Below are 13,228 nucleotides of genomic sequence, written 5' to 3' on the forward strand. Positions count from 1 at the left end.
TTAATCGGTCCGTGAAGTGGGTGACGGTATTAATGAGGGTAACGATGAAGAGGGTTGCGCTGTTAAAGCGCGTGAACCCCGGGAAACCGTGGCAATACCAACGCCCAGCGTTTCAGCAATTTTGCGATGGGGGACACCGTCACGTAGAAGCTTAAAAATCTGTAGGCGCTTACTGATTTCTTGGTACTCTGCGGGCGTTAATAAACTAGCCAGTGCCTCGTGCATCGCCTCCGGCGAATCAATGGCAAGCAGGTAGCGTATTAAATCCGCCTGAAGGTCATCATCAAATGACATAGAGCGAGCTCACTGTGTAGCCACAACAATTAAGTAATAAGTTACTGTACTAGCGTACTAGTACAGTAACTTATTGCTCAGCGAAGTCAAGCCGTTCGCGGCAATTTGAGGAAACCCAATGACTGGTTACTTTATTCAAGCGTTTATCTATCTTATTGCAGCGGTGATTGCTGTTCCCCTGGCCAAGCGTTTAGGGCTGGGTTCGGTGCTTGGTTATTTGGTAGCAGGGGTAGTGATTGGCCCTGTGTTGGGGCTAGTAGGGCAAGAAACCACTACTATTCAGCATTTTGCTGAGTTCGGCGTTGTGATGATGCTGTTTTTAGTCGGTATGGAGCTTGACCCAAAAGGTCTGTGGGTCATGCGGATACGGCTAGTAGGGCTAGGCGGTTTGCAGGTAGTGATTACTGCTGCTGCAGGCGCGGCCATTGCCTGGTGGCTGGGACTTGCTTGGCAAACGTCTCTTGCTATTGGGCTGATTTTCGCACTTTCCTCAACAGCGATTGTGCTGCAAACCTTAAATGAAAAAGGGCTCACAAAAACCGAAGGTGGGCGTAGCGCTTTTTCAGTGCTGTTGTTTCAGGATCTCGCGGTGATTTTGATGCTGGCGCTGATTCCGTTATTGGCGCTACCCGAGCTAACGGGAGAAAGCGGAAATAATATTGAACACGGCAGCCTTAGTCTTGTAGAGGGTATGTCGGCATGGCTCCATGGCCTGGTAGTAGTGGGAGCCATAGGCGTTGTTATTATGGGTGGACATTATCTTGGCCCAATACTGTTTCGCTACGTAGTTTCTTCCGGCTTGAGAGAAGTATTTACGGCTGCCGCTTTAATGCTGGTTATTGGCATTGCTGCGCTGATGGGAATTGTCAATTTGTCTCCAGCACTTGGTGCGTTTCTAGCAGGTATCGTACTCGCTAACAGCGAATTCAAGCACGAGATAGAGGCCAATATCGAGCCGTTCAAAGGGCTTTTACTAGGACTGTTTTTTATCACCGTCGGGGCGGGTATAAATTTCCAAGTATTTGCCGAGCAGTGGGCAATGGTAGTAGTGCTCGTGCTTGTCGTTATCCTTGTAAAGGGCATCGTTTTATTTGGTTTAGCATTACTGTTCCGGGTTCGAAGCAGCAATGGTTGGCTGTTTACGTTAAGCCTTGCCCAGGCAGGGGAATTTGGGTTTGTGCTGTTAACTTACAGCGTGCAGAGCAATGTTATTCCGCTGGATGTGTCGCAATTACTGTCATTAGTTGTCGCGTTTTCCATGTTTGCAACGCCGCTTTTGTTTATTGCCTATGACCGCTTAGTACTGCCGCGCTATCAAACAGCTGAAAACAGTACTCGCGATGCCGATAGGATCGAAGAGCAAGCGCCGGTGATCATCGCCGGTGTCGGTCGTTTTGGGCAGATTGTATGTCGCTTGTTGCGCGCCAATAACATTCCCATCGTGGCCTTAGATCTTGAAATGGAGCAAATTGAACTGCTCCGCCATATTCGAATTAAAAGCTATTTTGGCGATGCCAGTCGTTCAGATTTACTTGAAACTGCGGGTATCGCCAACGCGCGAGTGATGGTGGTGGCGATTGATGATCGCGAGCGTGCTGTTGATATGGTTAAGCACGTCAAGCATTACTATCCCAACGTTTGGGTATTAGCGCGTGCATTTGATCGCGGCCATGGGTATCAGCTTCGCGAAGCGGGGGCTGACGATGTGACCAGAGAGGTTTATCACTCTGCACTGACGCTTGGTGGTCATACGTTAACGGCAATGGGGATTCACCCTATGCGTGCCAAGCAGATGACAGATACGTTTGAACAACATGAAAATGCTCATGAAGATGAGCTGTTTGAAGCCTGGAAAGAAATTGAAGAGGGGATTAGCTTTAGTCCGCGATACGGCGAACTGTTTATGAAGCTGGAAGAGGCGCTAGGCCAATCCATGCAACATGGCTGGAGTGAGCCAGATCAGGCAGAAGAACCCGTATGGACACCACCTGAACAGGCACCCGAAGAAAAACGCTAAAATATGCGTTTGTCAAAACGGCAGGTGCAGGGAAGCGCTTAACATATTGAGGTGGCTGAGGGTGGGGGCATCGATGCGTTCGTACTCTACCCGGCTGACTAAGCGATTGATGGTCATTGTGGCACCAAAGCCCTGAAGAAAGGCGGTGCCGCCATCATCGGCTAGTGGTTGATCGGTTTCGCCACGCCACTCGGTGAGGCCAGACTTAGCGTAAATACTAAAAGCGCCCATTCTCACGCCAGCTACGATCGCTCCGCCCAAGCTGAGAGTATCCATGATAAGAGGGTCAACACTGGAAGAGATGGGAACTTCTTCACTTTCGCGGTAGGCAATTTCAGCGCCAATATCCAACTGTGGTAGCTGCCATGGGCTAAAACCTGCCGTAAAGCGAAAGCCAGTGGTGTAACTATCAAGGCTGCTTAAGTCACTGCCTTCTAAAACGACACCGTTGCGCAGGGACATAAACTCGCTGTTAGGAGACGCATAGGCGAGATCGGTATCTCCGCCGTTGGCTAAACAGCTCATAAATGGCAGCATGGAGCCAGCAAAGCTACAAAATAGGGTGCTTGCCAAGCGTTTCATTGGCGTTCCTCGTGTCCCTTGCTAAGGAAGTTATCTTAACCAGCCTAGCAACAGGCGCTGATTTCTACCACGTTAATTGCATTATTCGATAAATTATCTAGCAGATTTTTGCCCATTTTTAAAAAACGCTCGCCAAATACCCATTGTGGAGAGAGCACAGCGTCAGTATTGGTCTGCTCTTTTTGGCGTTGCCGCTGACGCCACTCAAGCGCTGTGCTGCTCCAATCTTCACTGTGCTCAAGCTGAAAGCCGTTTGCTTCCAATAAGCCCGTTAGTTCGGTCAACGTAAGCAAGTGTGAGTGCTCTGGTGATGCTGCCCAAGGCACGGGATAGCGTAGATTGGCAAGGTTTTCACCGCTGACCACTTCATGCATGACAAGCTGGCCGCCTGGGCGAATCACACGTCGGCTTTCGGCAATAACGCGGGCTGGGTCAGGCATATTCATCAGGCTATGCTGAAACAGCACTGCATCAAAGGTGTTCTCTGGAAAGGGTAGCGAGCAGGCATCCCCCGTCACCCAGCAAAGTGGTGCGTTGGCAGGAGAGGCTGATAAGTCAGTCAGCGCCTGGTTAAGGACGTTAAAGCGGTGGGTAATATCTAAACCGGTAAGTTGAAAACCTAGCGCTGCCCCTTGGCGCATTAATCCGCCCAATCCCGACCCTATATCAAGCACATTTGTATGCTGCGAAGGATCAAGCAGGTTAAGCAGCTTTTTAGAAGCGGCAATGCCACCGATGTGTAGCTGGTCTAGCGGGGCAAGTTGGTGAAGCGTCGGACCATCAGGGTAGTGGGTGCGAATTTGGCTAACAATATCGTCATCGCGTAACCCTTGGTGGTAGTGCTCGGCTAGCTGCTGTTGAGTGGACATATTGGTGTCTCAATACCTTACAAAAATTAACGCCGACCATTAGCTGGTGGGCTGGTTTTTTTGTTTAATAAGTGCTTGACGATGACTCCACACCAGCCCTCCGAGCCGCCCTCGTCATTCCCGCAGGCTCTGCCACTTCGTCATTCCCGCAGGCTCTGCCACTTCGTCATTCCCGCAGGCCCTTAGCGGGAATCCATGTTGACCTGGGGTTGCGGGCTGCTGCAGGTCAAGGTCAAGGTAGATTCCCGATAACCCCACTCGGGAATGACAGTGCGGTGACTCGGGAATGACAGTGCGGTGATTTGGGAATGACAATGCGGTGACTCGGGAATGACAGTGCGGTGACTCGGGAATAACGTGCGATGCACGCTTGAGGAGGCCGCTTTGCTATATGGGGCTAGGGAGTAATGCCAGTAGCCTTAGCTGACTGGCATTACGACCATGGGCCGGCGTTAATTAAAGGGTTATTTCTGATCTTCAAGCCCAAGCTCTTGGATAGAAATTTCGCGCATTTTAAATTTCTGAATTTTACCCGTCACCGTCATTGGGAACTCATCAACAAATTTAAAGTAGCGGGGAATCTTGAAGTGCGTGATTTTGCCTTTGCAATACTCGCGCAGGTCTTCTCCTGTAACGTCTCCTGCGCTGCTGTTGAGCTTCACCCAGGCAATTAACTCTTCTCCATACTTCTTGTCTGGCACGCCGGTGACCTGTACCTCTGAAATCGCTGGGTGGGCGTATAAAAACTCCTCGATCTCTTTGGGGTATACATTCTCACCGCCGCGGATCACCATATCTTTAATGCGGCCAACGATCTGGATATAGCCTTCCTCGTCCATAGTGGCAAGGTCGCCCGTGTGCATCCAGCCAGCTTCGTCAATGGCTTCAACCGTGGCTTTCTCATTGTTCCAATACTTGAGCATCACGCTGTAGCCACGGGTGCACAGCTCGCCAATTTCACCACGGGGCAGAATGCCGCCATTACCGGGGTCGACAATCTTGCTCTCCAGGTGGGGCTGGGTGCGGCCAACGGTCGAAACGCGCTTTTCAATCGTGTCATTCGCGCCGGTTTGGGTAGACACTGGGCTAGTTTCGGTCATGCCATAGGCGATCTGTACGCCCTTCATGTTCATCTTTTCGATGACCTGCCTCATGATTTCTGCAGGGCAGATAGAGCCCGCCATAATGCCGGTGCGCAGCGAGGAAAAATCAGTAGTGGCAAAGTCGGGGTGCTCTAGTTCGGCGATAAACATGGTGGGTACGCCATACAGCGCGGTGGCTTTTTGCTCGTGTACTGCTTTTAGCACTTTACCGGGGTCAAAGCCTTCATCCGGGTAAATCATCGCTGCGCCATGGGTCATGCAGCCCAGGTTACCCATCACCATGCCGAAGCAGTGGTAGAGTGGCACGGGGATGACCAAGCGGTCTTCGCTGGTAAAGCCCATGCTTTCGGCAACAAAGAAGCCATTGTTAAGAATGTTGTGGTGGGAGAGCGTCGCGCCTTTTGGAAAGCCCGTGGTGCCCGAGGTGTACTGAATATTGATCGGGTCATCAAACTGCAGCGTGGCCTGTAGGTCATCAACATCTGTCTGGCTGACCTTGTTGGCTTCCTGAATAAAATCTTCCCAGCGCCACATGCCACGATGCTTGTCACTGCTCAGGTTGATGATGCACTCAAGCTTGGGCAGCTTTTGTGCTTTTAGCTGACCTTCTGCGCTACTGTTTAGCTCAGGTGCAAGCTCAAACAGCATGGCGGTGTAATCAGAGCTTTTGAATTGATTAGCAGTAATCAGAAAACGCGCCCCAGATTGATTGAGCGCGTAGTCCAGCTCATGGGTGCGGTAAGAAGGGTTAATATTCACCAAAATGGCGCCAATCTTGGCGGTGGCAAACTGGGTCAGGGTCCACTCGCTGCAGTTGGGTGCCCAGATAGCAACTCGGTCGCCTTTTTGCACGCCAATAGCCAGCAACGCGCGGGCGCAGCGGTTCACCTCTTCCTGAAGCTGGCGGTAGCTCCAATGGATGTTCTGATGAAGAGCGATCAGCGCGTCGTTATCAGGATATTGTGCGGCGATTTGGTCAAATTTATCGCCAATGGTCATGCCTAGCAGCGGTTTGTCTGCAGTGCTGCTGGTATAGCTGGGTAGGGTGTGTGCAGGTGATGCCATGAGTATCTCTCCGAAGTCTTTTTTTTGTCTAAACGGGAAAGCAGGTGGCGTCTAATTATTATTGTGTGCCAGTGCCTTTGGCCAACGCGACTTTAGAACTGGGCTTGCGGCCAAGCTGTTGAGTGATCCAGACGCCGGTATCAATCACTGCCTGGAGGTCGATGCCGGTGTTAATGCCCAGCCCCTCAAGAAGATAAAGTACGTCTTCAGTGGCCACATTGCCGGAGGCACCTTTGGCATAGGGGCAGCCACCAAGCCCTGCTGTCGCTGCGTCAATCACGCCCACGCCTTCTTCCATTACGGCATACAGGTTAGCTAGCGCCATGCCGTAAGTATCGTGGAAATGGGCGGCCAAATACTCGATGGGTACCTGCTGGCGGGTAGCTTCAATCATCCGCTTAGCGGCTAGCGGCGTGCCTACACCGATGGTGTCACCCAGGGAGATTTCATAGCAGCCCATTTCATAAAGTGCGTTGGCTACCTCGGCGACTTTTTGCGGCGAAATCTCACCTTCATAGGGGCAGCCCAACACGCAGGACACATAGCCACGCACACGTACGCCTGCTTCATTGGCTCGCGCAAGCACTGGTTCAAAGCGCGTCAGCGACTCCGCAATCGAGCAGTTGATATTTTTCTGAGAGAACGCTTCAGAGGCGGCGCCAAATACCGCCACTTCTTCAACGCCAGCTGCCAATGCGCCTTCTAGCCCCTTCAGGTTAGGGGTTAACGCTGAGTAAACTACGCCGGGTTTGCGAGCAATACCGCGTATTACCTCACTGGCATCGCCCATTTGCGGTACCCATTTAGGCGAGACAAAGCTGGCGGCCTCAATATGGGTGAGGCCAGCATTAGCCAGCCGTTCGATCAGTTCTATCTTAGTGGCGGTGGGCACCAGGGTGCCCGGTTCGTTTTGTAGGCCATCGCGGGGGGCCATTTCAAACAGTTTAATAGACGTAGGCAGTGCCATCGGTTAGCTCCTATTCGCTGGGGGCAAAGTCGAGTAGCACGTCACCTTGACTCACGGTATCGCCCGACTGGAAGTGGAACGTCTCCACGCTACCATCGGTAGGCGCAGTCATCGTGTGCTCCATCTTCATCGCTTCCATCACCATCAATGGCATGCCTTTCTCGACCGCCGCGCCAGGTTCTACCAGTAGCGCGACAACGGTGCCATTCATGGGGGCGGTGAGCGTCGATTCGGCTTCATGATGACCGTGGTCAATGGCATCAATACGCCGCCAGAAGAGGCGTGTTTCGCCACTGGGTTCAGCCATCACTACAATATGGCCATCGCGTCGTGCCTGTAGACGGCGGCGGTGGCCGTTTAGCGTGACGGCTACCGCATCGCCTGTCAGCGATTGTAGGCTAGCGGTCAGCGTTTGATCACCGATGGTCAGATTCCAAAGCGATTCGCCGCTTTCACGCTTACCTTCAACAACCACCACCGCTTCGTCGCTGTCGGCTGCCTGGGCACTTGCCGGGTCACACAGTGCAATACGAATGGTATGGGGGGCATTTAGGCGGAAGCCGTCGTGACGATCCCAGGGGGAGTCGCTTTCGCACTCTTGGGCTAGTTGGTTCAGGCCGATAAGTGCGGCGCTGGCATAAGCTTCGGTAGAGTAGCTGCGCGGGGCAAACAGCGTGGCTTCATTGCGTTCAATAAAACGCGTGTCAAGCTCAACGTTTTTAAAGCCAGGGTGATTTGCCAAGCGCTGTAGGAAGGCACGGTTGGTCACCACGCCCTGCACATCCAGTGCTGCCAAAGCGCGGTTGAGGGTAGCGAGTGCCGCATCTCGGTCAGCGCCGTGAACAATCAGTTTGGCCAGCATGGGGTCGTAGTGCATGGAAACCACATCACCGCTTTCCACACCGCTATCTAACCGCACCCGATCGCTATCTAAGTCAGCACCTTCTAAATCTAGGGCGAAGCGAGTTAATAAGCCGGTAGCCGGCAGGAAGTCTTGCTCTGGGTCTTCGGCATACAGGCGTGCTTCAAAGCTATGGCCGGTGATGGTCAGCTCGTCTTGGGTGCAGGGGAGCGGTTCGCCCATGGCAACGCGCAGCTGCCACTCGACTAAATCTTGGCCGGTAATCATCTCGGTAACAGGATGCTCAACCTGCAGGCGAGTGTTCATCTCCATAAAGTAGAACGAGCCGTCGGCGTCGAGCAGGAACTCCACGGTACCTGCACCCACATAGCCAATTTCTTTTGCGGCGCGAACGGCGGCGTCGCCCATCGCACTGCGCAGTTCTGGCGTCATGCCGGGGGCTGGCGCTTCTTCAATGACTTTTTGATGGCGGCGCTGAACGCTGCAATCCCGCTCGAATAAGTACACGCCATTGCCATAGCGGTCGCAGAATACCTGTACTTCGACGTGGCGGGGCTGCACAAGGTACTTCTCAATCAACATGCGGTCGTCGCCGAAAGCGGCTTTGGATTCGCGCCGACAGCCATCAAGCGCTGCTTGAAAGCCTTCACCGCTTTCAACCACGCGCATGCCTTTACCACCGCCACCAGCGCTGGCTTTCAGCATCACTGGGTAACCGATTTTGTCGGCTTCGCTGCGCAGCAGAGCATCATCTTGGTCATCGCCATGGTAGCCAGGTACCAGCGGCACGCCTGCATTGGCCATACGCGCTTTTGCAGCAGATTTGTCGCCCATGGCGGCAATCGCCGACGCAGGGGGGCCAACAAAGATAATGCCTGCCTGCTCAAGCGCTTTAACGAACCCACCATTTTCTGAAAGAAAGCCGTAGCCGGGGTGAATAGCGCCGGTACCGGTGCGCTTGGCCGCGTCGATAACTGCATCAACATTAAGGTAGCTTTCGCGGGCGGCGGCGGGGCCTAAGCGAACGGCTTCATCAGCTTCACGAACATGGCGGGCGGTGGCATCGGCGTCTGAATAAACGGCAACGGTTTTTAGCCCCATGCGGCGGGCGGTGCGCATCACGCGGCAGGCAATTTCACCGCGGTTGGCCACTAGCAACGTGTCGAATTTAGTAAGGTCAAGCGTCATGAGCGTGGCTCCGCAGCAGTATTGTTTTCTTGAAGGCCTGACGGTTGTGTCCAGAAAGGGCGGCGCTTTTCAAAAAAGCTAGCTAAGCCCTCTTGACCCTCTTGGCTCACTCGCAGCTTGGCGATCACTTGGCAGGTGTGCTCTCGAGTGGTATCGCTGTCGGGTGCTTGGGCCACATTTGCCAACAACGCTTTGGTCGCCCGCTGAGCTTGGGGAGAGCCGCCCAGAAGGGTATCGAGCATGGCATCTACGGCGCTATCCAAGGCATCGTGTTCAACCACGTGGTGTGCCAAGCCTAGCGCCAGCGCCGTGGGCGCATCCATCACTTCAGCGGTGAGTGCGTAGCGGCGCATTTGGCGTTCGCCAAGGGCGCGCTGCACATAGGGGCTAATCACCGCAGGCGATAGGCCAATTTTTACTTCCGACAGGCAGAACTTAGCTTTATCTGAGGCAACCACCACATCGCAACAGGCAGCGAGGCCCACTGCACCGCCAAAGGCTGCCCCCTGCACACGGCAAACCGTGGGGCAAGGCAGGGTATCTAGCCCATGCATCAGCGCTGAGAGTTTGCGTGAGTCCGCTAGATTGTTTTCCAGGTCATAATCGACCATGCGCTTCATCCAGTTAAGGTCAGCGCCCGCAGAGAAGCTTTTACCTTCAGAGCCAAGCACCACCACCCGAACGTCACCGGCGTTGGCTAGCGCATGCAATTCGTCTAGATGCGCATTTAATTCAGCGATTAAGCTGTCGTCAAAGGCGTTATGCACCTCTGGGCGGTTTAAGGTCAGGCGTGCCACGCCCTTTTCGATCAGTAGTGTTGAGTAAGCCATCGTGTTTGCCCTTACATCCGGAACACGCCGAAGCGTGTCTCTTCTACTTCAGCATTCATGGCGGCGGCTAGCGAAAGCCCTAGTACATCCCGGGTCTGAAGTGGGTCAATCACGCCATCGTCCCATAAGCGGGCACTGGCATAGTAAGGGTGGCCCTGGTGCTCATACTGATCGCGGGTAGGCTGTTTGAAGGCTTCTTCTTCCTCTTTAGTCCACTCGCGGCCATCGCGCTCGTACTGCTCACGTTTGACCTGGGAAAGCACGCCTGCTGCCTGCTCGCCACCCATGACCGAAATGCGCGCATTGGGCCACATAAACAGCAGATTAGGGTCGTAGGCGCGGCCACACATACCGTAGTTGCCCGCGCCGAAGCTGCCGCCAATCAAAACGGTGAACTTAGGCACTTTGGCACATGCCACGGCGGTGACTAACTTCGCGCCGTGCTTAGCGATGCCTTCATGCTCGTACTTCGAGCCAACCATGAAGCCAGTAATGTTTTGCAGGAATACCAGCGGAATTTTGCGCTGGGCACATAGCTCAATAAAGTGCGCACCTTTAACCGCACTCTCTGAGAACAGCACGCCATTGTTCGCGACGATGCCAACTGGGTAGCCGTGGATATGCGCAAAACCGGTGACTAGCGTGTCGCCGTAGTAGCGTTTGAACTCGTCAAAATCAGAGCTATCGACAATCCGCCCGATCACTTCGCGAACGTCGTAAGGCTTTTTAAGGTCAGTGCCGACAATGCCGTACAATTCGCTAGGATCGAGTTTGGGTGGCTTGGGCGCTTGCATGGCTAATTTGCCGCGCTTTTGCCAGTTCAGGCGCGACACACAGGCGCGTGCCAGCTGCAGGGCGTGAGCGTCGTTTTCAGCGTAGTGGTCGGCCACGCCGCTCACTTTAGCGTGAACATCCGCACCGCCAAGGTCTTCTGCACTGATGTTTTCGCCGGTGGCCGCTTTTACTAACGGCGGGCCGCCCAGGAAAATCGTGCCCTGTTCTTTAACGATGATGGATTCATCCGCCATGGCGGGTACATAAGCACCGCCAGCCGTGCAGGAACCCATCACCACGGCTATTTGAGGGATGCCTTCTGCCGACATGGTGGCTTGGTTATAGAAAATGCGCCCGAAGTGGTCGCGATCGGGGAATACTTCATCCTGGCGGGGCAAGAAAGCGCCGCCAGAATCCACTAAATAGATACACGGTAAACGGTGTTTGCGGGCGATTTCTTGGGCACGCAGGTGCTTTTTCACCGTGAGCGGAAAATACGTACCGCCTTTTACCGTGGCATCGTTTGCCACAATCACGCACTCAACGCCAGATACTCGGCCAATGCCCGTTACCACGCCTGCTGCAGGTACGTCACTATCGTAAACGTGATGGGCTGCCAAGGCGGAAAACTCTAAAAACGGCGAGCCTTCGTCAATTAAGTGATCGATACGGTCACGCACAAATAGCTTGCCGCGGCTTTCGTGACGCTCACGCGCCTTTGAACCGCCGCCCTGAGCGACGGCAGCGGTTAATTCTCGGAGCTTGGAAACTTCTCCCAGCATGGAGGCGGCGTTGGTTTGAAAGACGTCGCTGCGGGGATTGATCTGTGTAGAGAGTGTGCTCATGGCGCGGCCCTTACTTTGTTTCGGTGAAGAGTTCGCGGCCAATCAGCATCCGGCGAATTTCGCTGGTGCCCGCGCCAATTTCATACAGTTTGGCATCGCGCAGAAGGCGACCGGTGGGGTACTCGTTGATATAGCCGTTGCCGCCCAGTAGCTGAATGGCATCTAGCGCAACTTGGGTGGCTTTCTCTGCGCAGTAAAGAATCACGCCAGCCGCGTCTTTACGCGAGGTCTGGCCGCGGTCGCAGGCACCGGCAACGGCGTACAGGTAAGCGCGACAAGCGTTCAGCGTGGTGTACATATCTGCCACCTTGCCTTGCACCAGCTGGAACTCACCAATCGACTGGTTGAACTGCTTACGCTCATGAATGTAGGGCAGCACAACGTCCATGGCGGCCTGCATAATGCCAATAGGACCAGCCGCCAGTACGGCGCGCTCGTAATCCAACCCGCTCATAAGAACGCGAACCCCTTTACCAACCTCGCCAAGCACGTTTTCGGCAGGGACTTTGCAGTCCTGGAAGACCAGTTCGCAGGTGTTGGAGCCGCGCATGCCTAGCTTGTCGAGCTTTTGGGCAGTAGAGAAGCCAGGCATGCCTTTTTCGATAATAAAGGCGGTGATGCCTTTAGAGCCGGCGTCGGGGTCGGTTTTGGCGTACACCACCAGGACATCGGCGTCGGGGCCATTAGTGATCCACATCTTGTTGCCGTTAAGGATGTAATGATCACCATCTAGCTTGGCACGCAGCTGCATGGAAACAACGTCAGAGCCAGCGCCGGGCTCTGACATTGCTAATGCACCTACGTGGTCGCCGCTAATCAGCTTGGGCAGATATTTCTCTTTTTGTGCGGCGGTGGCGTTAATCTTTAACTGGTTAACGCACAGGTTTGAGTGTGCGCCATAGGAGAGCGCGACCGAGGCGCTTGCCCGGGAAATTTCTTCCATAGCAATACAGTGAGCTAAGTAGCCCATGCCGCTACCGCCATCTTCTTCAGAAACGGTAATTCCTAACAGACCCATGTCGCCAAACTTCTTCCATAGATCGTTAGGAAATTCGTTGGTGCGGTCGATTTCAGCGGCGCGGGGAGCAATTTCGCTAGCGGCAAAGGCGTTGACCTGCTCGCGCAGCATGTTCAGTTCGTCGTCGAGGCCGAAATTGAGTTCTGAATAGTGTGAAAACATGGTCAATCACCTTGTCATTGTTAAAGGAGGTTTTTCATTGAGTTCTTCAAGCGCTTGGCGGCAACGAATTTCGGCGCTCTCAAGCTCGAGCTGAACCATTGTGATGTCTTTCATTTGCTGTTCTAAAGCGGCGCGTCGCTCACCAATTTTGCTTAGCATCAGATGTAGCTGTTTTTCACTACCGCTGCGGGTTTCGTCCCATAGCTCAAATAGCTCGCGAATTTCTGCTAAGGAAAACCCCAGCCGCTTACCACGAAGCGTTAATTTCAAGCGCACGCGATCTTTGCTGCTGTAAACACGCGTTTGACCACGGCGGGTAGGATGAAGTAGCTCCTGGTCTTCATAAAACCGAATGCTTCGAGTAGTAACGTCGAACTCACTGGCCAGTTCACTAATCGTGTAGGTTTTGCTCATGATCGTTGTTCTCGTCGATAGGGGATGTCCCTATGGAACACTGACCATGAGGCTAAAACAAGTTTACGTTAACGTAAAGCAGTAGTTGTGCATTTGTGATTTCCAATATTTTTTAATAACTATTTGAAAAATAATAATTTATATTGCAAAAATGAAGAAACGTTAAAGAAGCGTAGACCAAAGTTGTAATTGTAATACCCCTCAAGTGATTGCTAGTTTGCACCTACACCTTACGTTC

11 protein-coding genes are annotated in these 13,228 nt (G+C 53.4%); 1 reads left to right on the forward strand and 10 read right to left on the reverse strand.

Features of this window, described 5'->3' with window-relative positions; translation table 11 throughout:
- Entirely contained in the window at positions 1-294 is a 294-nt protein-coding gene (locus M0220_RS15335) for a trp operon repressor (RefSeq protein ID WP_264018134.1), read from the reverse strand.
- Between the two features lie 118 nt (positions 295-412).
- On the opposite strand from M0220_RS15335, the gene M0220_RS15340 reads away from it, so the two are divergent.
- Positions 413-2,311 carry a monovalent cation:proton antiporter-2 (CPA2) family protein gene (locus tag M0220_RS15340; protein ID WP_264018135.1) on the forward strand — a complete coding sequence of 633 codons (1,899 nt, stop codon included), beginning with the start codon at positions 413-415 and terminating at the stop codon, positions 2,309-2,311.
- Positions 2,312-2,323: 12 nt separating this feature from the next.
- On the opposite strand, the gene M0220_RS15345 is transcribed toward M0220_RS15340, so the two are convergent.
- From M0220_RS15345 to M0220_RS15385, 9 genes are all read right to left on the reverse strand, one after another.
- Complete coding sequence (locus M0220_RS15345; protein ID WP_030072530.1) at positions 2,324-2,893, reverse strand: hypothetical protein; 570 nt, start codon at positions 2,891-2,893, stop codon at positions 2,324-2,326.
- Between the two features lie 44 nt (positions 2,894-2,937).
- Complete coding sequence (locus tag M0220_RS15350) at positions 2,938-3,762, reverse strand: class I SAM-dependent methyltransferase (RefSeq protein ID WP_264018136.1); 825 nt, start codon at positions 3,760-3,762, stop codon at positions 2,938-2,940.
- A 464-nt stretch (positions 3,763-4,226) separates the two neighbouring features.
- Entirely contained in the window at positions 4,227-5,930 is a 1,704-nt protein-coding gene (locus M0220_RS15355; RefSeq protein WP_030072532.1) for an AMP-binding protein, read from the reverse strand.
- Between the two features lie 58 nt (positions 5,931-5,988).
- Complete coding sequence (locus tag M0220_RS15360; protein ID WP_264018137.1) at positions 5,989-6,897, reverse strand: hydroxymethylglutaryl-CoA lyase; 909 nt, start codon at positions 6,895-6,897, stop codon at positions 5,989-5,991.
- Between the two features lie 10 nt (positions 6,898-6,907).
- Entirely contained in the window at positions 6,908-8,947 is a 2,040-nt protein-coding gene (locus M0220_RS15365; RefSeq protein ID WP_264018138.1) for an acetyl/propionyl/methylcrotonyl-CoA carboxylase subunit alpha, read from the reverse strand.
- Positions 8,944-9,777 carry an enoyl-CoA hydratase/isomerase family protein gene (locus M0220_RS15370; RefSeq protein ID WP_264018139.1) on the reverse strand — a complete coding sequence of 278 codons (834 nt, stop codon included), beginning with the start codon at positions 9,775-9,777 and terminating at the stop codon, positions 8,944-8,946. The genes M0220_RS15365 and M0220_RS15370 overlap by 4 nt, the downstream gene beginning before the upstream one ends.
- A gap of 11 nt (positions 9,778-9,788) precedes the next feature.
- Entirely contained in the window at positions 9,789-11,396 is a 1,608-nt protein-coding gene (locus tag M0220_RS15375) for a carboxyl transferase domain-containing protein (protein WP_030072537.1), read from the reverse strand.
- A gap of 10 nt (positions 11,397-11,406) precedes the next feature.
- A complete protein-coding gene (locus tag M0220_RS15380; RefSeq protein ID WP_030072539.1) occupies positions 11,407-12,576 on the reverse strand; it encodes an isovaleryl-CoA dehydrogenase in 1,170 nt (389 codons plus the stop codon).
- Between the two features lie 6 nt (positions 12,577-12,582).
- Positions 12,583-12,990, reverse strand: a complete 408-nt coding sequence (locus M0220_RS15385) for a MerR family transcriptional regulator (RefSeq protein WP_030072541.1) — start codon at positions 12,988-12,990, stop codon at positions 12,583-12,585.
- Positions 12,991-13,228: the final 238 nt, after the last annotated feature.

Source organism: Halomonas qinghailakensis (assembly GCF_025820815.1).
GTDB lineage: Bacteria > Pseudomonadota > Gammaproteobacteria > Pseudomonadales > Halomonadaceae > Vreelandella > Vreelandella qaidamensis.

Excerpts from the sequence above, each read along its gene's own strand:
- M0220_RS15355 (WP_030072532.1), bottom strand. The coding sequence starts at position 5,930 with ATGGCATCACCTGCACACACCCTACCCAGCTATACCAGCAGCACTGCA.
- M0220_RS15365 (WP_264018138.1), bottom strand. The coding sequence starts at position 8,947 with ATGACGCTTGACCTTACTAAATTCGACACGTTGCTAGTGGCCAACCGC.
- M0220_RS15360 (WP_264018137.1), bottom strand. The coding sequence starts at position 6,897 with ATGGCACTGCCTACGTCTATTAAACTGTTTGAAATGGCCCCCCGCGAT.
- M0220_RS15385 (WP_030072541.1), bottom strand. The coding sequence starts at position 12,990 with ATGAGCAAAACCTACACGATTAGTGAACTGGCCAGTGAGTTCGACGTT.
- M0220_RS15370 (WP_264018139.1), bottom strand. The coding sequence starts at position 9,777 with ATGGCTTACTCAACACTACTGATCGAAAAGGGCGTGGCACGCCTGACC.
- M0220_RS15340 (WP_264018135.1), top strand. The coding sequence starts at position 413 with ATGACTGGTTACTTTATTCAAGCGTTTATCTATCTTATTGCAGCGGTG.
- M0220_RS15335 (WP_264018134.1), bottom strand. The coding sequence starts at position 294 with ATGTCATTTGATGATGACCTTCAGGCGGATTTAATACGCTACCTGCTT.
- M0220_RS15375 (WP_030072537.1), bottom strand. The coding sequence starts at position 11,396 with ATGAGCACACTCTCTACACAGATCAATCCCCGCAGCGACGTCTTTCAA.
- M0220_RS15345 (WP_030072530.1), bottom strand. The coding sequence starts at position 2,893 with ATGAAACGCTTGGCAAGCACCCTATTTTGTAGCTTTGCTGGCTCCATG.
- M0220_RS15380 (WP_030072539.1), bottom strand. The coding sequence starts at position 12,576 with ATGTTTTCACACTATTCAGAACTCAATTTCGGCCTCGACGACGAACTG.
- M0220_RS15350 (WP_264018136.1), bottom strand. The coding sequence starts at position 3,762 with ATGTCCACTCAACAGCAGCTAGCCGAGCACTACCACCAAGGGTTACGC.